Consider the following 23,104-nt stretch of genomic DNA (forward strand, 5'->3'; position numbering starts at 1 on the left):
GTTACCGCATCTGCATAGCTCTGCGCGCCACTGGTGGTTACAGCGCCGCCGTTCAAAAGCGCCGTTCCGCCGCCATTGACCGTCAACGAAGCAAGGGGCGTTGTACTGCCGATTGCACCCGTAAATGTCGTCACGCCACTGCCCGTCACCGTCAACGCGCCAGCCGTCACGCCGCCGTCGATTGTCTGACCAAAGGAAATGTCCGTACCGGTGAGTGTGCTGGAGGCACCCACGGTCACGACATCTGCATAGCTCTGCGCGCCACTGGTGGTTACAGCGCTGCCGTTCAAAAGCGCCGTTCCGCCGCCATTGACTGTCAGCGAAGCAAGCGCAACCGTCCCGCCCACAATGCCGCTAAAGGTGGTCACACCGCTGCCCGTTACGGTCAGCGCACGCTTCGTCAATTCCGCATCGCTGTCGATCTTCTGACCGAAGGAAATATTCGTACCGATGAGAGTTGCATCGGCATTCAGGACCAGCGAGCCGTTGTAGCCTTGCACACCAGTGGTATCGATATCACCGCCGACGAAGACAGTGCCGCTGTTGCTCGCCGATAGAGAGCTAGCCTTAACGCTCGAGCCGAAGGTCGTAGCGCCGGTGCTGACAAGGGTCAGCGCCGCGAGGCGCGTAGTTCCGCCAACCGCGCCCGTCAGCGTCACGTTGCCGCTGCCGGTGCTAATCGTTAGGTTTTTAGTGCCATTCATCGTGCCCGAGAACAGCACTGTGCCGTTGTCGGTAGTGGAGAGAGCTGTGGCGTTGCCGAGCGTCGCATTGCCGGTATATGTCTGCCCGCCGCGGGTAGTGATCACGCCAGTATTGATGAGCGTGTCGCCAGTCACGGTCAGCGCCTGCAGACCCGTGATATTGTCGAGTGTATCGCTTGCGTTACCCAACACAGCATTGCCCGTGATCGTCAGGGCGAAATTGCCGCCGCCGCTGACGGTGCCGCCTGTGCTAATCTGTGTGCCTGTGAGATTGATATTCGCTCCGACGTTCAGCGCAGTGTTATACACTTGCGTTGTCGCGGTAGTGACATTTGCTAATAGCGTGGCCGAACCGGCAGGCAGGGTCAATGCGGCGTTGATTGCAAACGAGCCTACCTGGATGGTGTCGGTAGCGCTCGCTAAACCAGTCGTGTTAATGCCGAGCGCACTGAGCGTGGCCAGCGAACCAACCTTGGTACTGAAGGTGACGTTTCCGGTTCCAGAACCAAGCGTCAGGTTGGCTGGTGTGGCGCTTCCATCGCCATCAAGCAGACCGGAAAAATTGATATTGCCGTTGGCCGAACCCATTGCAACATTGCCAGTAACAACCACAGCTGTAGCAAAGTTGATGTTGCTGGCCGTAGTCGTAATGTCCCCAGCGATACGGCTGGATCCAGTCCCGGTCTGGCTTAAACCACCAGCCGCAGTCACATCGCCGGCGGCAGCAGTCGTAAACGTACCGGCATTGGCCACCGCCATCGCACCGGCACTTGAAAGCGCACCATTAATCGTCAGCGCGTTGCCGGTAAACGAAAATGCTCCGCCAAGGGTGGTCGTCCCCGAGAACAGCGACGTTCCGGTGCCCGCCGATTGCGTAAAGCCTGCCGCAGCCATGTTTCCGGAGAAGGTGACATTGTTGGCCGAAGACACGACCACGCTATTCAGCGCGGCCGTCGTGCCCACGTTGCCGACAAAGCTGATGCTGCCAGTACCGGCCGTCAAGCTGAGGTTCCGCGCGGCACTATCGCTGTTCACTGTGCCGCTGAACGAGATTGAGCCGTTGCCAACACCGGTCGTAATCGTCCGGTCTGAATTTGTCAGCACGACGGGTCCGGTGAAGCTTACATCACCGCCCGAAATCGCACTCGTGCCCTGATCAACGCCAGCGTTAATGTTGCCTGCCATGCGGATGAGCGCGCCTTGAAGCGAGACATTCCCAGCCGCAGCGCCTGCTCCCTTGCTGGTCAGCGCACCCGAAGTAAGGGTGCCGCCAGCGACCAAAGAGATTGAATTGCCCGTGGCGCTGCTCGCTGTTGTATCGCCAGCAGAGGTTACGGCACCCGTCGTCAAGGCGCCCGTCGTCTGGATAGAGATCGCACCGCCTGCCTTATAGGCACCAGACGCGTAAGTGACATCGCCCGCCGTCGAAATATCAGCTAATGAAGAATCAAGGCTGGCGAGATTGACCGCGGTCAGGCCGCCACCGCGCGTCGTAATGTTTTCCAGGACAGTTGCTGCCCCAGTTGCCAAAAGCGTGATGTTACCACCGCTCGTCGCAAGCCCAGTCCAACCCAGACTTGCTGCCGTACCGCCATTTATGGCGAAGGCGTTTGAACTTGCAAACTTAAACTCCTCGCCAGTACCCGAAACGCGGCCTGACAAGCGGCTAATGTTATTGCCTGTATCAAGCAAAGTTACAGCGAGCCCTGCATCAACTAGTAGGCCACCTGCATTAATGGCGTTAGTTCCAGAGCCATTGGCTTGGAGCACTTGGCCCGCCGCAGCGATCAGCTTGACCGTCCCGTCAATGCCCGCAGCTCCCGAGCCGTCTGCCGCACCCGCACGCGCACCGATCGCGCCGGAAACTGTCAGCGAGCTGCCGGATGCCGTGAGCGTAATGTTGCCGGCATTGCCACCTTGCCCGTCGCTGCTCGCAGCGGCGCTAGCGCCTGTCGTGATGATATTGCCCACGACGAGGTTACCAGCGCTTCCAGTGCCAGTGGTGGTGAGCGTTACAACGCCGGATGTCACTACGTTGGACGCACTTCGAGTATCAATGGTCGTGCTACTAGCATCAATGCTTGGCGAGGTGATCGTAATGGCCGCACCACCCGTGGTGATGCCGGTCGGGTTTACCGACCCGATTGTGAGGGCCGTGTTGGTCGTCAGTACGACCGCCCCCGTTGCCGACGAGGCGAAGGTAGAGATTTGGTTCAGCGGGGCACTCTGCGCGTTGGCCAGGTTCAGCGTGAACCTGCCTGCGCCGGTGAGGCCAAGCTTTGAGACTATGATGGCGCCGGTCTGCGTGACGGCATCGCCAGCCGACAGGATGGCGGACGCACCCGTCTGCAAGGAGCCAACAACAAAGCCGTTTGTGTCACTAACCCGAACAGACCCGCCCGCACCGGTTGTGGTGTTTTCAGTAGCTGTGCTGCCCGCCGACGCGGTATCGGTTGCGTTACGCACCGACACATTGAGCGTGCCTATATCATTGCTACCGTTCGTCAGGATAACGCCGGCACCGGCATTGGAAAGCGTCTTGATCGTCAGATTGGTTGCTTCGACCAAACCACTGCCCAAGACATTTGTGGCGTCGGTATCAATCACGCCACCTGACGTCAGCATCACAGTGCCTGTCGACTGGATCTGGCTGACAGACATCCCGTTGGTGTCATAATAGCTGATCGCACCGCTGCCGGCCGCTGTATCAGCCGCGTTGCGCGACGCGAGCTTCACATAGGCCACATTGTTCGACACGTTCGCGAGCGAAATGGCGCCGTTGTTGCGCGTCTTAACGCTGAGGGCGTCGACGGCTATAGAGGATCCGAGTCCAACCTGTTGGACCTGACCAACCGCGCTGACCGTCAGAACGCCGGAGCTCGTCATGTTGGAAAGGTCAACCGTGCCGCCAGATGTGACGTTGATCGCACCGGTGCCAGCCTGATAATAGAAGTACTGCCCCATCACCAGACCGCCGGCCCCACTTGCTGTGACATTGATGCTGCCAGCAGAGCCAGTCCGCAGGTTGAGGATGTCATTGAGTGAACCGGTGGAGTGCGTAACCGTCGCGCCAGAAATAGTCATGTTGCCGCTTGTGGAAAGCACGCTCTTCGACAGGATTACTTCTTTGTCGGCAGAAACAGTGACCGCACCAGAGCCGGTGGTGATCGTCTGGTTGACCTGAACCGTCCCGTTAGAGCCAGTGACAAAATTGCCGATCAGCGTGACGTTGCCCGTTGTCGTCGTCAGCAGTCCCGGCGTCGTCAGGTTGCCGTCCCTGGATTGGAAGTAAATATTACCAGAGGTCGTGGTCAAGTTTTCCGGCGTCAGCACAAGTTGCGTGCCTGCAATCGCTGTGATTGACGTGGTGACCGCGAGCTTCCCGGTCAACGAGTTCAGGCTCAGGCCGTTGATGTCACCGATCGATGCGGCTGCGCCAGACGCCGTGAGCGTCACCTGCCCTGTAAAATCATTGAGCATGCTCGATAGGTCGATGCTGCCCGCTCCGGCTGTGATTTGCGCGGTAGTGGCATAGACTTTGGAGGCAGAAGTCTGGCTTACGCCGACGCCCTTCAGAACGAGGTCGACCCCTGCGGCGTTCAACGTGGTTGCTACCAGACGCAGTGCGCCATCGGTCGTTTCGATCTGCGAACCGGCACCGGCCGTTACATTACCTGTAAAGGTAAGGCCGGCAGCCGCACCGCCCGCGCCACCACTGTCCGTAATGGTCAGCGCGCCTGTGGTGATGAACGCACCCAGATTGTCAATGCGGGTGTTGTTGGCCGTGACACTGCCTGCGTTGCCATAAATCGTGGCCGCAGAGATAATGCCTGTGGTCGCGCTCTGCGTTACCGCGCCAGAAAGCGCGCCGCCGCTAACGCCCAACGACACACCGCCAGCGGTAGCGCTGACAATGTTGAGCGTTGCGTTGGCCGCGCTACGCACGACAATTGCAGACGCTGAATCGCTGTCCGTCGTAATCGTGCCGCCAAGCGTGATGGCATTGGTTCCGCCGCCGCCGCTGACAGTGATTGTTCCGCCCATGGAAGCAACGCCGCTGCCATCGGCATTGATGCTTGATCCGGAGGATTGGCTAATCGTTTCCCCGGCGAGAGAGATGTCGCCGCTTGCCGTTATGTTGTTCGCGCCGATGACAAGGGTGCCCACAGCGCCCGTGCTCTTTGCGGTTGCGATGCGAATACCGCCCGAGCTCGTCTGCGCACCCGCAATGGTGAGGCCCCCCGTCGTGTCATTGATGTCGAGGTCATATTGCGTGCCCTCTACATTGGTGACGTTGGACAGGTTCAGGGTGTCTATCTTGTTCAAGTTCGCCAGCACCACCGACCCGCCGATAGCATTGGTCGCCGTCCCGATATTGAGCGATGCCGCCTGAATGACCGAATTCTGTGCCTGAGTGACATTGCCTGTGATCGCAAAGCTGTTATCGCCGAGGATCAAGCCACCCGCCGTCGTCACATTCGGCAGCATCAGCGAGGTCGTCCCGCGCACCGTGATCGCGGTCGATGTTGTGTTGGCCGTTGCCAACGTACCAGATAGGGTGATCGCGCTAGCCGCTATGCCGTCATTACCCGTCAGCAAGATGGTGCCGCCATTGGTACCATTGCTAGGCGTGGTCCCGTTGAGGGAGCCAGTTGCACTAATGGTGCCGCCATTCTGCGTGATGCCACGACCGGACAGGACAATGTTGCTGCCCGCCGTCGCAAGCTCACCCGCCGAAACCCCGAAACCAGCAAGGTTAAGCGCACCATTGACCGCCGTCAGCGTGATGGCGCCGTCAGACGTCTTTATGTCACCCGACAGCAGAAGGCCGGCCACATTGCGGAAGGTAAAGGTTGCAGGCGTGGCTGCGATGCCGGCCGCGACGTAAAATGGGCCAATTGAGGCGACGTTATTGTTATTGTTGAAAGTAACCGACGCACGCGCCGCTGGGGCCGTTGCAGAACCACCCGCGGAACCGCCGGCGCTTTGTCCTGAAACAGCGCCCGTTGACGTCAGTACCGATGCGCCGGACTGGGTTATGGCCTTACTTGAATGGAACTGAATGCCGCCCGTGCCGGACGTAACATTGCCGCTCAGCGTAATGTCATATGTGCTGCTTGCAGCGACAAGGTTTACGCCTTTACCAGCGGTGATCACCACACCACCTTGCGCGCCGGAAGCAGTGATAACACCGGCCGCGTTATTGGAGAAGGCGCCCCCCGCATTCAACGTGATCGTTCCAGCCGTCGCGGTCGACGTGATCGCCCCATTGATGTTCATCGCCTGGCCAGCTTGGTTTGTCGTATTGACGTAATACAGGCCGCTGGTCAGCGAGATATTACCGGCCGAAGTCATCGCGCCTGTCAGCGTCAGCGTGCCATATGCCGTCCCAGTAATGGTACTGCCTGCGGTGATGGCTGCACCCAGGTTCATGGTGCGATAGTTTTGCGCCGTCGTCGACTGGTTCTTGCCACTTTCCAGCGTCACAGTCCCGGCTGCAGTGACCGTGCCGAGGCCTGAGTTATCAAGATAGCCCCAGCTCTGAAGGAGGGCATTGCCTCCCGCGGAAATGGATCCCTGAATGCTAAGCGTGCGGCCAGTGTCCCCTTCCGCCGCCTGTAAAGTGATGTCTTTGGAGGCCGCGGAGGTCGTCACACTGCCGGTGTTAGCGACTGTGAGGCTCGAGTTACCCTTTATGAAGACAGAACCGGTTGTTGAGGTCACAGCGCCGGAAACGGTTACGAGGCTAGAGCGACCCTGCGTGTATAACTGCAAATCACCAACGGACTTCAAATCGTTAATGACGCTGAAATTGTTGCTGGTGTTACTCAGCGTCATCGCGCCGCCAACCTCACCGGTCAACTTATAGGCATCGATATAGTTGGTCTGCGTAAGATTTCCGCTGATCGTCTCTTTAGCCCAACCAGCAACGACGGTGGTCGCACCGCCTGCCGTATATGCAACGCCAGTTACAGTTGCAAAATATTTGCTCCCGCTTGCGCTGCCGGCATTTGTTCCGGTGACGGTTTCGGTCTGCGTGCGTCCAAGCACGTCTGTACCCGTTATTGTAAAGGTTCGGCCGCTGTCATCCCCGGTGCTAGAGATCGCAACGCGGCCTGTATTCGTTGACGCAGCAGAGCCACCGACAATCGTCAATGCACCAGGCGCAGCAGCGGCTGTGGTCTGACTGGCCGCAACGGCACCCGATACCTCTAAAGTGCCGAATTGCAGGCCGCTATTTCCAGAAGAGGACGCGCGCGACACACCCAGCTGCACGTTGCTGGCACTCTGATAAACAATCTGCGCACCACCGGCAGCACTCGTATCCGCCTGCATCCAACCACCAGAAGCAAGCGTGATGGCGCCGCCATTGGCTTGCAGCACGACATCGCTAACCTGCGAGCGCGTTTCACCGCCACCGGTGTTCGTGATGCTCGAGCCAATTAGTGTAACTTTCGCACCCGTCGTCGATTGGCCATTGAGGTTCAGCGCCCCATTGGTCCAATAAACCACCTGCTTCGAGTTATTCGACCAGGCGTTATTACTGCTAGTCAACGTCAACCCATTGGCCGCGCTGTCTTTATCAAAAACGTAAAACGAGTTATAGGCAAGGAAATTACCAATTTCCTTTATTTCATTTCCGGCATTAGAAAGATTAAAAGCTGGAGCGATACCCGAATTATTGTTTAAAACACCTTGAATGTAGGAAACATCAATTGCAGTATTAGCGGCCTGTGTAACCGTTCCTGCAATACGGCGACTTGAATAACTTTGGTTGTCTCCAAATAGTATCCCGCCACGCGTGGCGGCTGATGTTCCGGTAACTACATTACCCAATATCAAGTTGTTAACGCCGCGGAAGTACAACGCATCCGAAGTCCGGCGTGCGACGATATTACCTAGCAACGTAACGTCATAGACCGCCGGGTTAGTGTTTATGCCGTTAACATAGTCAAAGCCGGAGATAATCACTTGGTCTGCGGACGAAATTGTCGAGTTGGCGCCCTGTGTAAGACCTGAACCCTGCAACTCTATCGATCCGGTGGTAGACGTTATGTTGTAGTCGCCAAGGATAAGCGCGCCACCGCCTGTTTTCAGTGACACAGACGTCGCTGTTACGTTACCCGAGAGGGCCATGCCAGCGGTGCGTCCCTTTGCACCAATAGTGAGTGAACTGCCGACAGCAAAGTTACTCAACAGGTCGATGGTGTTCGCCGTGGAGCTAATTGTGATAGCATTGGTAGATGCCGCGCTGAGCGTGACGATGTTGAAGGCACCTGCGGTGCCACTGTTGCTGGTAACTTGGGCCAAAGAATCGCCAATTGCGTCATTCACGGATAAGCCTACGGAGACATTGCCCGACGTGGTGCCTGTCGCGACGACGCTGTCGATCGTCTTGAACAAATTGGTCGTTTCAACAGTGCCCGGCAAACCCCCGGATATCGTTTCCTGAACGGTCGTACCATTCGCCAAAGTCCCGCTGACAACGAAACTGTTACCTGTTTCATCTGCCGCGCTAGTGAAAGTCAACTTCTGAGCCGTGCGCAAGCGCATGCCGGATTGCATCAACCGCAGCGCACTATTTGCCAAGGCGCCCTGGCTTGGCGCAACAACTCCAACCCCAGCCACAGCACCCACCTGGAATGTACCTCCTGAGGTGACGCTCCTGATATTGACTGTATTGGCGTCGTTGATCCAGATTGCTGGCGTGCCACCGCTGTCGGTATCCGTCGAAGTCGTGACACCGCGCATGTCTATATTATTGCCGCCGCCATAAAAGCGTATCTTGCCTGAACCAGCATCTATGAATGAATCGTTATAGCTAGTTTGGTTAATCCCACCGAGGCCAGTTAGTGTGATCGCTCCGCCTGTGGACGAAATTGAGTTACCTCTATCTATTACTAATTGCCCGCCCGAATAGATGGTAACCGCACCTGCAGAAGTTGTTATGTCTGCAGCCCCATTTAAGGTCATCGCCGCATTCGTCGATCTTAGAAGAACCGGGGCACCCGAAAGGCTAAGTGTGACGGCTCCTCCTATTGATAATGCTCCGCCGCTCGCAGACGACGTCGCCAATTGGAGCCCGCCAGCGCCATAGTAAAATTGGGTGCCGGCCAGATTTATCGTACCCGTGCCGCCCAGCGAGACCACGCTCTTGGCTGAAATGTTGCCTGCGAAACTCAGGTTGCTGAGGCTGGAGAGAGAAATGTCACCAAGTGCAGTCGTACTACCCGACGTGCCGCCGCCAATTGTGCTAACAACCGTGACAGCGCCACCCGTTCCGCTTACTGTGTTAAACGTGAGGTTGTTATACTCGCCCGCCGTGCTGAAGAGCGTCGAGTTCAGGTAAATCTGTCCGGTGCCGCGCGTAAATGTAACGGGTGCACGCATTTCCGTGGCAATCGTTGTGAAAACGCCGTTATTCAGCGTGAATTCGCCGTTGCCGCCGCTGGTGTCGATAACGACTGCGGTATTATCCGCCTGCGTCGTTACATTCCCGATGTTAAGCTTGGATGACGTGGCAATGCGCACGCCCGTTGTCCGGCCGCTGATATTAGTGCTGCCATCTGTCTTGAGGCTAGCAAAAATATCAGTCGTGACCGCAGAAGTCACATCCAGCGAATAGAGCGCGGCAGTCTGGCCAACCGCGCCGCCAAGGCGCACGCTACCCGCACCCGCGCGAAGCGTCAGCGCCTTCAGCGCCGCGCTGGATTCGGAATCCACCGTCCCAAGCAAGAAAATATAACCAGTGGTGGCGCCGGTATCGATTGTGACGTGTTCACTCAAGGTGACCTTGCCGCTTGCCGTGATGTTGCCACCCAGGCCCTGCGCCGCGACGCTGGTACCATTAAACTCACCACCAATAGCCGTCAGGTTGCCGCGTAAAATCGTCCGGTTAACGCCAGTCGTGGTCAAGGTAATCGAGGCAGAGTTACCGCCGTTGTCGAGCCCGGTGCCGCCAGCGCCAGGCGTGTCATCGCGCTGCGGTTGCCCGCCCGATGTCGTAATGGCACCGACCGAGACGTTGCCACCCGAGGAGCTAATGGAAACAGTAGCCGCGTTACTACCATCGGCCACGTCGTTCGCAGCGCCAGTCGTCGTAACGTTGTTCAGCGTAACGCCGAGGGCACCGGCGACAGTGACCGACCCCGAAGTCGTACCTGTGTTCGCAATGGCCGTGGTCGTAATATTCGCGCCAGCGGCCGCAGTAACGGCTCCGGTGGTTGATGTAATGCTGACATTACCGCCCTGTGTGGCAATCGACGTGGCAATAGTCACGGAAGTTGCCGAAATCGACACCAGTCCGCTGGCCTGGCCGGCGTCGCCACCCTGACCCGTGATTGCCTGCGCACTCACACCCAAAGTGATGGCGTTCGCCGCGCTGGTCAGCGTGATGGAGCCGCCGCCCGTAACCGTATTGAATACGGTGTCGCGGGTGATGTTATTGATCCGGATAAAGCCGGGTTTGTCGGCTGAAAGCGTTACGTTTCCGGCGACCGAAAAGGCGCCCGTCAAATCAATGTTGCCGTCAGAGCCGAGGGGGGTGGTAATCGACACCGCACCTAGCGACGTAAATGCCGACGTGCTGGTGACGCTGCCCGCCACTTCGATAGTGGCGCCACCCGTACCGGCGCTAATCGCCTTTAATTCGGTATTGCCAGTGCCCTTTAGGTTGATCGATCCGGTGCCCCCAGAAGTCGCGGTGACCCCTGCAGAAAATATATTGGATGCATTTGATGCCACGACGTTGCTGGCTGTGGCGGATGTAGTCAGCGTCGCGAGTGTCTTGGATTCAACATAGCCACTGAGCGCAATACCACTCACTGCACTAACCGTAAGTCCCTTGGAAAGTAGACGAATGTTGTTGGCTGCGTTGAGTGATACCGTACCCGAAGCAGTCGCGCTGGAGCCGTCTGCCGTTCGGCCGGCTTCAAGCGTTAGGCCACCGGACAGGGCGAGGATATTGGCATTGATGGTAACGTTGTTTGCGGCCCGCAGCGTCAGGTCATTGGAGGTAACCCAACTGATATCGCTGGCAACGGTGATATTGCCAGCTTCTGCATCGGCGGATGACCCCGTGGTCACCACAACATTGCTAGCGTCAAGAAGGTTACGGATGGTCGATACGGTGAGGATGGATCCCGACGCCGAGGCGTTTGTACCGGTTACGCCCGTGTCCGAACCAGCCGCCTGGATCGTAAGATTATTTGGATCAAGCAGCAGCGTACCTGTCTTGCCAGCGGCTGCACGCAGATCAACGGACCCTGTGAAATCAAGCAATTGCTTGCCCGACACTTCGACGGAACCGCCGTCGCCGCTGTTCGCGCCGCCGCGCGCAGAAATGTTGCCCGCAAACTGGGTATTTTTATCCGACCATATAACGACATTACCGCCGTTCCCGGCGGTCAGAGCGTCAGCCTTGATCGAGGCGCCCGCATCCACCGTGGTGGTGCGGGCATTTAGAAGATCGGGCGACGCCCCTTGGAAGCCACCGCCAATGTCCACCACACCGCCGCCGGTGCTGCCCGACGCATCGACCAATGCGTCGCTGCCCACGAACACATCGCCGCCAGTTATCGCGATTTGGCCGCCAGCGCCCGAGAGATTTTGAGATGAAATTGCGCCAGTTGCTTCAACACGGCCGGTTGCACCGCCCGCAATCGCAATCGATCCGCTTTCAATCTTTCCACCGGCAACAATCCGGCTCGTTACGCCGTCACCGGCGTCAACAATAGCCTGCGCCTGCTGCACATTGGACGCGATGGCGCCATCCATAAGCCGCCGCTCGGACGACAGCGTCATGATGACACGTCCATCCGGCGCCGCAATCAAGCCGCGGTTTTCGATCAGTTGATCGACAAGGGCCGGATTAACTTGAACCGAGATAAGGTTGTTGCCCGCAACGTCCAGCGTAACGCCTTGCCCGCCAGCGAAAGCGACCGTGCCCATCTGGGCAAAAATAATGCCTTCATTGCGTACAGTAGGCGCGAGCAAAGCCGCATAACCGTTTACAACAATTTCGCCCTGATTGACGACCGCGCCCTTAATGCCGTTGCTCTTGAAGTCGTAGCGGCCAGCCTGAAAATCTTCGTCTGAGAGCGTTAATGTGCTTGCAACAAGACCGGCGGCATTGATCCGGCTACCGACGCCAAAAACAATCCCGCGCGGGTTCAGGAGGAAAATTTGGCCGTTCGACGTCAGCGAACCAAAAATCTTACTGGCGTCATCGCTCGCCACGCGGTTGAGCGTGACGGATCCGCTGTCTGGTAACACAAAATTGACGCTCGAACCCGAGCCGATGTCAAATGTATTCCAGTTAATGACCGCCTTATTGGTCGACTGGTTGATAACCATCTTCGAGGCCGACTGCGAAATGGTGGCATCACCCGCGGTGACGGATCCACCTGTTGGCAGGTCTTCAGCATTGGCTGGACAGCCCAAAACCAGAGTGATCGCGCTGCCCGCGAGGAACAGTTTCCTCAGTCTTGTTGGCACAGCCTGACCTGGGTTAAGCGTGATGGATCGTTGCAACATATTCATTCCAGACATCAAAAGCTCAGCCGCGCGCTGATCCATGTTTTCATATTATTATCAAATGCATCCGGCGCGCGGATTGGCCGCCCGACGGATGCGTCAATCGTTAGCCCTGGCAGGGGGCGCCAAGACGCGCCCACACCCACACCAAGCAGTCGAGTGGGGCGGTTGGCCGCCGCGCCATAGACTTTACCGAAATCATAAAAGGTGGACGCAGTCAGCGTCGGCGCGAAACTGTGCTCAAATGCAATGCGGCCGTTTACACCAGACCGACCGGACACATCCTCATCGTTGCTAAACGCTGCAACGCCACTTGTTCCGTTAATCATCAGCAACTGCGACGGATCTAGCTTTGCCGTGGCCACCTGCCCACTGACGCGCCATATAATCGCGTCTTTTTTGGTTAAGTTTTGACGACGGTTTAAGTAACCCGATACTCGGAGATGGCCCCCTTGCCCGGCTGTACGCCCTGACAGAACGTTAATGCCCAACGCCGACGTGCCCCCAGCCAAAACCTTATCTGCAGACGTGACGTCGATGGCCGCTGAAACAAAAACCAAGGACCTCTTGGTCGTCAAAGTCACCACACGATCCGAAAAGGACCGATAGCCACCCTCGATGCTGAACATCACGGCAGCATCAAACTGGAGCACTACGGGGTAACGCAAACCGAAGATCGCAGCCGCGCTGCTGCCCTTGATGTCGATGGGTGTATTCAAAAGATTATACCGCAGCCCGGACAGCGCGAGGTTCGCCGAAAGCCCATCACTTCCGATTGGCAAGCTATATCCCGCGCGGCCATAGAGAACGCCGCGCGAAGCCAAGGCCGTCATCGAGAGCTCGTCGCCGAACATTGCGATTGGGTGGGCGCTCGCACTTAGCATTATGCGTTCCTGGCCGGAACGCGCGGAGCCGGACCCGTCAACCACCACGCCAAATGACTGCGCAGGATCAAGTACGGGCACAACCACAACCGACGACGTACCGTCGGACGCGCCAGCACGAAGTACCGCTTGGTAATCAGTACCGGGAAGCTGATTGAGTAAAAGCGTCCCACGTTCGATACGGCGCAGATTGAGATTATCGCCAGACTTTAAGCCTGCGCCGACAAACTGCTGTATCCGCCCCTGCTCTTGGCCGCTAACTGATCCGTCAATTTCAATTTTATCGAGACGACTTTCCACGATTTGAATGCGGACAATGCCGCCAACGACATCTTGCTCTGGAACAACGGCCCGCGCGACATAACTCTGATCTTGGTAAAATTTGGCTATTAAATCAGCGGCATATTGGAGCTCTGCTAAAGTCAGCCCCTGCCCAACAAAACTTTGCAAAACGGGCGCGAGAGTATCTGCCGGAAACACCTTATTACCATCGAATGAAAATCCGGACACAACGATTGTCGGACCCTCTGCCTTAGCAGGCTCTACCACCGTGACTTCTGGGCGCACCTTCACCGACTGCTGAGGAATTGCCTGTGGCTCTGTCTGCCTCAGTATCTGCGCACCAACATTATCGGGCTGCAACTGTGCATGGGCCTCGGAAACACCAGCCAAGACAATCCAAAGACCGACCGCTGCCACAGTGAACTTTTTCAAATCTCTGAGCATCATGGGTCCCTTGGCACAAATGTCTTGTAGAGCTGGTGGATACGGCACGCGGGTCAAACCGGCTTAGTTTGCAACGTGAAAATGTCGGACACGACGCCCAGTGAGACTTGGTGCATGTGGATGAGACGCAGCGCGCCGCTCTGATTAAGTGCCGCAAGCGTTTTGGCGGGAAGCGCGTTTAGCTTTTCATCTGTCACCATCTTAAAGCCACGATAAACAGACGGCTGCTGGTCACCTTCGCGCTGGATTGTGAACTCACCTTCAGTCAGCAGGTCATGCTTTACCAGCAGGTCCACAAATGCGGTGGTCTGCAACGCGGCAACTTCGAACTGCTCGCAGAAGTTCAAAATGGACTTGCAGCGCTCGGAAGGCTCGGCACCGTCGAACAACGGTTCGCCATCATCGAACGCGCCTACGAGGTCGGACGTGGGGTCCACGCACAGGGATAGCGTGTCTTCACCTGGCTCAAGGCGTGCTAACAGGAACGGGTACCGCCGCGCATATGCGGGGATGTACATTTCCGCGTTAAACGCGCCATCGTCGGCCACATATACGTTCGCGCCCTCGTTCAGTCCCATGAGCGCCAACGGCACAGGCACGTCTGCAGATGAAAAAATGATCGGAAAGGAACGCTGCGCCTTTGCGAACTCTTCTGTCGTCAGCGGCACCGCGTGCTGGTTCGCCATCCATGACGCCTTGTCCGTTGTCCGGGTACGCCACGTTTGGTGCACACCAGAATTCAGGGGCGTCAACTCCCTGTAAAACAAAGGAAGTGTCTGGTTATCTTGCGTGGCAGTCATGTGAAAAATCCCGAGAATGTTACTTGGATAAAAATTTGATCAGCGAGCAGAAGTTTAATGCATTAAAAAACATGCATAAAAATACTGGCATATAACATGCCAAAACAGCCAGAGCGCCGCTTTGTCAAACATTTTTGGGGATAAGACACAATTGATAACAAACGGCATTTGCCGCCAAAATTCCAGCTGCGCCGCCTTTCGAATATCTTCTGAGGAAATGGCAGAATTGATGATATTTGATCGATTGGCCGCAGGAAAAATGCATTTGCGAGTGGCAAATACATTGCGTGTGGATGTCCGGCGTTATCGGGAGTTTAGGGCCCCTGCATTTCCCTGTTTTTGGGCCAATAACAGGGAATTTTTTATAAAGTGGGGTGTTTGACGCCGTTGGCGCGCCCGTAAGCTACTGCTTTATCATATATTTTATCCGCAATTCCCTGTTCCGCGACTTCAGGGAATTTAGTCGTGCGTTTCAGGGAATGCTTATCGCGCCATACAATTCTTGCGGCGAACTGTTGTGGGGGTGATCACATTCTGCTATAACATCTGCAGTCTGCGAGACTTGCGCGGCCGCCTTCGGGCGGGATTGTTCGAAAGCCCCTGACCCTCCAATCAAACCAGTGTTTAGGAAGGCCTCGCCATGTCCAAATCGTCACGCCAGAAATCTATCAATCCCAATTATGAGGTCGGCTACGGTCGGCCGCCAGTCGCTACCCAATTTCCACCCAAGACGTCAGGCAACCCACGCGGCCGTCCGCCAAAGGCGAAGGCGAAGGGGCAGCCAAAACCCGACACCACCAGCGGGCTCAGTGCCGTCCAGAGGGCCGTGCTCCATGTCGGAGACGCTCTGGTTGAGGTCCGGCGTGGCGGGCGCACAGTCAAGATGACACAGCATGAGGCTGTCGTGGAGGGGCTCGCGGTAGCGGCGCGACAGGGCCATGTCCGCGCGGCGCAAATCTTCATCCAAATGTACAGTGAAGCGGAGGCGGAGGATCGGCGGCAGAGCATTAATGTGAACGAAAGCTGGGAACTAGCGCTTCAGATCGCGGCAAGTCTTCGCGCGGCAAAGCGTGATGGGCCGGACCGTAAAGAGTTAACGCCGCCCATGGCGAACATCGAAGGCGCTGCAGCGGAGTGGGCGGATGCGATGCGCCCGAGTGAGGCGCCTCAGACACCTAGTATTCAACCGAATGGGCATCGCAACACTCCTCCCGATAGCGAGTGCGTGGGCGCGGCCTTGCTAAAACCTCTGCCCACGCCGCCTTCAGATGCGCCGGCCTACGCCGAGGCATCCAGTCTCCCGACACCGGCGGCGCGGGTTCAGCCCATTGTGCGCGAAGCGCCCGCGACCAAAGCTGTTGCGCGCCGCTATGGTGACCCACTCATCCCCGATCGCCGGCCAATTAAGGCGGGCGGGTGGGCGCTCAGTGGCTAGCGGGGGGGGGGGGGCGCACCCTAATGCCTGGACCGTCATCGGGGGTGCCGATAAACTCGATGCCGGCGGCCTCGAGGGCGGACTGAATTTTTGTTAATGTCGAGGCGTTAGCCGAAGGCACCCCATTCTCTTGCTCGATGGATACAATGGTCCTGCGCGCGACACCTGATTGAATGGCCAAGTTCTCCGCCGACCAACCCACGGCATGCCTTGCGGCTCGAATTTGACTACTGACAAGCACTTGACACTGCTCCAATATTGCGCATAATGAGCACTTATATGCACATTGAGCGAACATATATGCCTGACTGGCGCAGAGAATTCAAGCGCCTTGAAGGTGCCTACGCGCCGGCAACATTGCGCGCCTACTACACGGACGTGCAAAAATTTACCGACTACTGCGATGTGGAGGGGCTTCAACCATTCCCCGCCAATGCACATACGGTGTGCAATTTTATTGCCGCGCAGGGCGAGGGCCTGCGCCCCGGCTCTGTCCGACGGTGCCTGTGCGCGATACGTAAGATCCACCTTCTCCTTCGCCTGCCCGACCCGACAGCCGACGAAGATGTCAACTTGGCCATGCGCAGGCTGCGGCGGACAAAGCTTGGGCGCCCGCGTCAGGCCAAGGGGATGACGCGCGCGCATCTCGAGCAATGCCTCGCCGTCCAGCCCGACAGTCCGTGGGGATTACGAAATCGCGCGCTGCTGTCGCTCGGCTACGACCTACTCACCCGCCGGTCGGAGCTCGTTGCACTGATGACGGATGACATTGAATTTAGAAATGATGGCACGCTGCGAGCCATGATCCGCCGCGGCAAGACTGACCCCTTCGGCATGGGGCGCATTGGCTTCACATCACGCCGCTCGGCGCAAATGGTGCGTGAGTGGCTTGCCTGGCGCGGCGGCGACATCGCGCCGCTGTTCTGCGGAATTTACCGGGGCAAAGCAATCAACCGGTCGCTGGAGACGACAAAGGTGAAGCTCATTGTCAAGGAAGCGGTAACGGCAGCCGGCCTGCCCCCAGAGGAAGTGGCAGAGTTCTCCAGCCACTCACTCAGGGTCGGCGCGGCGCAGGAGTTACTGCGCGCAGGGTTCGACACGGCCGCCATCATGCGCGCCGGCGGCTGGAGGTCGACTAACGTGCTGGCGCGGTATCTGGAGTTTGCTGAACACAATGTGTGGGAGACGCGATAGCCGCGACCGCAGCGGCTAATGTTGGACATCTATCAAACTGTGCCGGGATTAGCGTATCGCTTGGGCGGTGCGCCAATGAACCAGAGGCAGACCAAGACGGTGAAGCCAATTATTGCAGGCGTACGTACGGGATAGTCCGAAAAGCTAGGTACCGTTAAAATCGCGATGACGACACTTGCCGTGCAGCCAAACGCAACCGCCGTGCGGGCGCCGTCCAACCAAAACGAAAAATGAAAGCTGCGTTATAGGTAATAGCATACGCCGCTCAGTATCAGAAGGATGCCGGGAGCGCCATATATCAGTCCAGTCTCCAACCAGTCATTTCGCAGTTAGCTCAAGTGTTGACAGTCAATTAGAGTAATCGGCGCGAGGAAAATCCATCGTCCCAAAAACAAGGCAGGCGTCGACGACAGCCTAGACTGGGATAAGAGGCATTCCTGTTTTCAATCAGCACGGGGTTGATCGCTCGATACATACCGCAGTACGCAACCAATCCGGCCTTTTACCGCACCAAGCAAGCCAGAGCGCGAGCCAGTAACCAGAATGAGCGGAACCAGTGGTCGGCCCTTGCCCTCACACACGGCGTAACGCTTGGATTTCAAGCCGCCCTTGGGCGCCGGATACATCGAGGAAGAGCCCCCCCTTTTTAAGAGGCTTGTTGCCGTTCGGTGGGCCTTGAGGTGGATAGCATCGATCATGATCTGTTCTGGCTCCCCAACTTTGTCCGCCAGCTATACAAAGATGCGGTTGAACACGCCCAGACGGCTCCACCGGATGAAGCGGTTGTATATGGTTTTATGCGCCCCGTTCGCCTTGGGCCCATCAGGCCACATCAATCCATGCTTGATGAGGTAGATGATCGCCGAGACAATCCACCGATCATCGACCCTGGGAATTCCATATGACAACGGAGAATAGAGCCCAATCTTGCGCATCTGCGCTTCGGCCAACCAAATCAGCTCTCCCATGGACATGCTTCCTTCGCATCACCGTTGGAACCGAAGACGGGCAGAGCACAATCAACATCGCAAGCATTATACAAGCATTTTAATAGTCCTGAGACTAAGTGTGCCAAACAAGTAAAGCGCGCCGCCGGACAAAAAAACATGGCGTTATTTTTACGCCTCGGTTACTCGCGTCAGCGAAATGCCTACAGGCCCAGAAGATCAATCCTATAATGCCAATTGAGGACAACTAAGATGAAGCCTCCCCCCGCACTCGGAACTGCAAACTCAGGCGTAGAAGCACAGAAAGGCAGTATGGACCGCTACTTGGCGCCTATAATTTTACTGCAGTACTGGCAGCTTGCGAAAGTACTGTAATAATGAAGGATAAAAAGATTTTTGTAGCTGGTCATGGTGGGATGGTCGGTTCTTCGATATATCGATCTCTACTTGCAGCCGGTTACCGTGAAGCTGATATCGTGACGAGAACCCGGCGCGAGCTTGACCTATGTGATCAACACAAGGTTCAATCGTTTTTTGAGCGCGAGCGGCCCGATCAAGTGTATCTCGCTGCGGCAAAAGTTGGCGGGATATACGCAAATAATCATTATCCCGGTGATTTTATTTTTGAAAATTTAATGATACAAACCAACGTCATAGGTGCGGCTTTCAAGTTCGACGTGCCACAGCTTTTATTTCTGGGATCCAGTTGCATTTATCCAAAGTTGGCCCCTCAACCCATGCTTGAATCAGCGTTATTGTCCGGTGCGCTGGAGGCGACCAACGAACCTTATGCAGTTGCGAAAATTGCCGGCATAAAATTATGCGAAAGTCTAACTCGGCAATACGGTCAATCACATGGGATCGATTACCGGAGTCTAATGCCTACAAATCTTTACGGGCCTGGTGATAACTACCATGCCGAGAATTCCCATGTCATACCCGGTCTAATACGGCGGTTTCATGAAGCAAAAGAGGCTAGATTGCCTTCGGTATCAGTCTGGGGCACCGGCAAGGCTAAGCGAGAGTTTTTACATGTTGACGACTTGGCATCAGCAGCCCTCCACGTTATGGAATTACCTCGCGATACATTTTATGAAAAAGTCACGCATCAGTGTAGCCACCTTAATGTTGGATTTGATGAAGATATAAGTATAGCTGACCTTGCGGCAGAAATAAAAAATGTAACTGGTTTTGCAGGGAGCATTGAGTTCGACGATAGTATGCCGGACGGCGCGCCACGAAAACTGATGGAAAGCAGTTTAATACGGTCGATGGGCTGGCAGCCTAAAATTGGGTTGCACGCTGGCCTTCAAGATGCTTATGCAGACTTCTTAAAAAACGACTATAGAGCTTAAATAATGGAAAAAAACATCAAAAAAGTAGCGCTTATTACAGGTATTACTGGACAAGATGGCTCATACTTAGCAGAGTTTTTATTACAAAAGGGATATATAGTTCACGGCATAAAGCGCCGCAGTAGCTCTTTCAATACAGAACGAATAGATCATATTTATCAAGACCCTCATTTGGATCATCGGAACTTCGTTCTCCACTATGGTGACTTAACGGATACTAGTAATCTTATACGGATTGTCCAGCAGACCCAACCAGATGAGATTTACAATTTAGGCGCGCAGAGCCACGTTGCAGTCAGTTTTGATAGTCCAGAATATACTGCGGATGTAGACGCTCTGGGCACGCTGCGTCTGCTTGAGGCGATCAGAATCTTGGGTTTGGAAAAGAAAACACGTTTCTATCAAGCGTCCACCTCTGAGCTGTATGGGATGGTTCACGAAACGCCTCAACGAGAAGTAACGCCGTTTTACCCCCGCAGCCCCTACGCTGTTGCGAAACTCTACGCGTATTGGATCGTAGTCAATTATCGAGAAGCTTACGGGCTCTACGCATGCAATGGCATCCTCTTCAATCACGAGAGCCCTCGCAGAGGCGAAACTTTTGTGACCCGCAAAATCACTCGGGCGCTTTCAAACATCGCGCAAGGACTTGAAGATTGCCTGCATCTGGGTAACATGGATGCATTGCGAGACTGGGGCCATGCAAAAGATTATGTTCGCATGCAGTGGCTGATGTTGCAGCAGGAACAACCCGACGATTTCGTTATCGCCACAGGCGAACAATTCAGTGTTCGGCAATTCGTCGAGTGGACTGCGGCCGACTTGGGGATTACTCTTCGTTTTGAAGGTAGCGGGATTAATGAAACCGCAATTGTAGTCTCAGTCACGGGAGACAGTGCGCCCGCAGTGCGCCCAGGCGCGGTTATCGCGCGCGTTGACCCCCGCTATTTCCGGCCAACAGAAGTCGAAACATTACTTGGCGACCCAACCAAAGCGAACGCAAACCTGGGTTGGGAACCAGAAATTTCTGCGCGTGAAATGTGTACAGAAATGGTGAGGTCCGACTTGGCTATAGCCAAACGAAGTTCTTTGCTGCGAAGTCACGGCTTTGATGTTTCCGTGCCGCAGGAATGAATTAGGTATATAACTAATATTATAAAATCTGAATCCGATGGGAAGTAATTCATGAGAGACTACAGTGAAAGCAAGCGAGTTCTTGTTACGGGCGGCGCAGGTTTTTTGGGATCACACCTCATTGACAGACTGATAGAACGCGGAAATGAAGTGGTTTGTGTCGACAATTTGTTCACTGGAAGCAAAAGCAATATTGCGCATCTCATCGGTCATCCGCAATTTGAATTTCTACGGCATGATATTACGTTTCCATTGTACGTAGAAGTTGATGAAATTTTCAATCTCGCCTGTCCTGCGAGTCCAATTCACTACCAGCACGATCCTGTACAGACGACGAAGACAAGCGTGCACGGAGCGATCAATATGCTTGGATTGGCAAAACGATTGGGCGCCCCCATATTTCAAGCTAGCACAAGCGAGGTATATGGAGACCCGTCTGTTCATCCTCAGCAAGAAAGCTACTGGGGCAACGTCAATCCAATCGGGCCAAGAAGTTGTTATGATGAAGGTAAGCGCTGTGCGGAAACATTATTCTTCGACTATCATAGGCAATACCAGATCGACATAAGGGTCGCTCGAATTTTTAACACCTATGGCCCACGCATGCACCCCAACGATGGTCGTGTTGTGAGCAACTTCATTGTCCAGGCGCTAAAGGGTGAAGACATAACATTATACGGAGACGGACTTCAAACTCGTAGTTTTTGTTATGTTGACGATTTGATTGACGGATTTTTGCGTTTTATGGCTTTAGCCCCAAAGGCGGAACAAACACTTTCGTTTCCCGGACCAATCAATCTGGGAAATCCGGTTGAATTCACCATGGTTCAACTGGCAGAGCAGGTGCTGGAACTGACGGGTTCGAAATCGAAAATGATATTTCAACCTCTACCGGCTGATGACCCCAAACAACGACAACCAGACATTACTCTAGCCAAGACTTTGCTGGACTGGGAGCCATCAATGGCATTGGGCGAAGGTCTTAAAAAAACAATAGATTATTTCGAGACAAAACTTCAGACTTTTAGGTAACTTTTGGTGATCGCGAGACCGAATTTATTATTTTCTCGGCTGAACAGCAGTAGAATGGTGCGTAACGCGACATCAAGCATGTTTGCGTTGGTGTGGCTCAACTTGCTCTCTATTTTAGCAATCCCACTCTATATCAAAATTTTGGGAGTGTCCGAACGGGGAATCGTTGCGGCATGCGTCAGCTTGCAGATAATCGCAAATTTCGTTGATGCTGGTTTCAGTCAGATTGTACCTCGGTGGGTAGCAACGGCAGCGGGAAACATTAAACTTTTAAGAAGCTACTTAATTCTTTTCAGACGTATTTTTTTCGTATTAGCTTTATTCATATTTATACTTCTTCAATCAAGTGCCAGTTATCTCGCTCACGATTGGTTTGTCACCTCATTAGCTGAAGCAGAAGCTCTTGAATTAGCTATACGAATATTTGCTTTTCAACTTTTTTTTCAGTTTATAAATAGCTTATATATCGGATTTTGGTTCGGAATGGCTCAGCAGGTGGCGGTTAATGCGCGCACCTGCCTTTTCGGCACCATAAAACACGTCGTTGCAATAAGTGTTCTATTTTTCATTCAATCGGCCCCTTGGCTTTATACCCTCATATTCGCCGCAGTGGCATTTTTGGAATTAGCGGCGAATTTTCAGATTTTGGAGCGAGTTTTACGAGACGATGCTGGCAGCCATGCCGAGACCGCGGTTTTCAATGAAAAATTGAAATTAAACCATTTTTTAAAAGAAGTATTGATACTTTCCGTTAGTATTATTATTGGGCTATCTGCAAGCCAGTTAGATAGGATAGTTTTAAGCGCGACACTTTCTGTAAAAGAACTTGGTATCTACGCAGTTATGTTTTCGGTCGCGGCAGCTGTCTTGCAATTACAATCTCCTTGGATGAAAGCTAATTTTCCTAATCTCGTAAAAAACGTAAAAGAAAATACCTTCCCTACAGCAAGCCAGTTCCTAATAATAATATCTGGTTGCTTGGTATTTGGCTTATTGCCGTGTTTCATAGTATACACTTATTGCGATCTTATACTAGATATTTGGCTAAATAATAACGATCTTCGCGACGCTGGTAAACCAGTACTAAAGATATTAATGATATCTATTGGCTTAAACTCTATTTATTCCGTATTATATCAAATAATTATTGCTTCAAGCAAAGATAAAATTGTCTTGGCGATAAATATTTTTTCCACAGGCACGACACTTGTATTCATAATTTTTGCTGATGAAAATTTAGGTGTTTTATTAGGTGGCTATATTTGGCTAGTTTTGACAACTTCGCAGTTAATTTGTGGCCTTATTTGGTTGTTAATGCAGTTTAATTCTAGATATCGACAATCAAGAAATTAGATTTT

At 54.6% G+C, this 23,104-nt stretch carries 10 protein-coding genes; 6 read left to right on the top strand and 4 right to left on the bottom strand.

Translation table 11 applies throughout. The features are described 5' to 3' along the window. From GGR91_RS11080 to GGR91_RS11090, 3 genes are all read right to left on the bottom strand, one after another. A partial coding sequence (locus GGR91_RS11080) for a filamentous hemagglutinin N-terminal domain-containing protein (protein WP_183942288.1) occupies positions 1–12,239 on the bottom strand: 12,239 nt, incomplete at its 3' end. A gap of 14 nt (positions 12,240–12,253) precedes the next feature. Further along, entirely contained in the window at positions 12,254–13,852 is a 1,599-nt protein-coding gene (locus GGR91_RS11085; protein ID WP_183942289.1) for a ShlB/FhaC/HecB family hemolysin secretion/activation protein, read from the bottom strand. Between the two features lie 50 nt (positions 13,853–13,902). Next, positions 13,903–14,649: a SapC family protein gene (locus tag GGR91_RS11090; protein ID WP_183942290.1), complete on the bottom strand. Its 747-nt coding sequence runs from the start codon at positions 14,647–14,649 to the stop codon at positions 13,903–13,905. A gap of 640 nt (positions 14,650–15,289) precedes the next feature. Here GGR91_RS11090 and GGR91_RS11095 point away from each other — a divergent pair. Together GGR91_RS11095 and GGR91_RS11100 are read left to right on the top strand one after the other, a co-directional pair. After that, a complete protein-coding gene (locus GGR91_RS11095; protein WP_183942291.1) occupies positions 15,290–16,084 on the top strand; it encodes a DUF5681 domain-containing protein in 795 nt (264 codons plus the stop codon). 300 nt (positions 16,085–16,384) lie between these two features. Further along, entirely contained in the window at positions 16,385–17,278 is an 894-nt protein-coding gene (locus GGR91_RS11100) for a tyrosine-type recombinase/integrase (RefSeq protein WP_183942292.1), read from the top strand. Between the two features lie 731 nt (positions 17,279–18,009). Here GGR91_RS11100 and GGR91_RS11105 read toward each other — a convergent pair. Beyond that, positions 18,010–18,246, bottom strand: coding sequence for a transposase (locus tag GGR91_RS11105; protein ID WP_183942293.1), 237 nt, complete (start codon positions 18,244–18,246; stop codon positions 18,010–18,012). Between the two features lie 356 nt (positions 18,247–18,602). Here GGR91_RS11105 and GGR91_RS11110 point away from each other — a divergent pair, with 356 nt between their 5' ends. From GGR91_RS11110 to GGR91_RS11125, 4 genes are read left to right on the top strand one after another with little or no spacing between them, the layout of a single operon-like run. Continuing rightward, a complete protein-coding gene (locus GGR91_RS11110; protein WP_183942294.1) occupies positions 18,603–19,580 on the top strand; it encodes a GDP-L-fucose synthase family protein in 978 nt (325 codons plus the stop codon). 3 nt (positions 19,581–19,583) lie between these two features. Beyond that, positions 19,584–20,714 (top strand): GDP-mannose 4,6-dehydratase, encoded by a 1,131-nt coding sequence (gene gmd, locus GGR91_RS11115; protein ID WP_183942295.1) that lies wholly within the window; start codon positions 19,584–19,586, stop codon positions 20,712–20,714. A gap of 51 nt (positions 20,715–20,765) precedes the next feature. After that, entirely contained in the window at positions 20,766–21,746 is a 981-nt protein-coding gene (locus tag GGR91_RS11120) for a UDP-glucuronic acid decarboxylase family protein (protein ID WP_183942296.1), read from the top strand. A gap of 54 nt (positions 21,747–21,800) precedes the next feature. Then, positions 21,801–23,099 (top strand): lipopolysaccharide biosynthesis protein, encoded by a 1,299-nt coding sequence (locus GGR91_RS11125; protein WP_183942297.1) that lies wholly within the window; start codon positions 21,801–21,803, stop codon positions 23,097–23,099. Positions 23,100–23,104 lie beyond the last annotated feature (5 nt).

The organism is Sphingorhabdus rigui (genome assembly GCF_014196595.1).
Taxonomy (GTDB): Bacteria; Pseudomonadota; Alphaproteobacteria; order Sphingomonadales; family Sphingomonadaceae; genus Sphingorhabdus_B; species Sphingorhabdus_B rigui.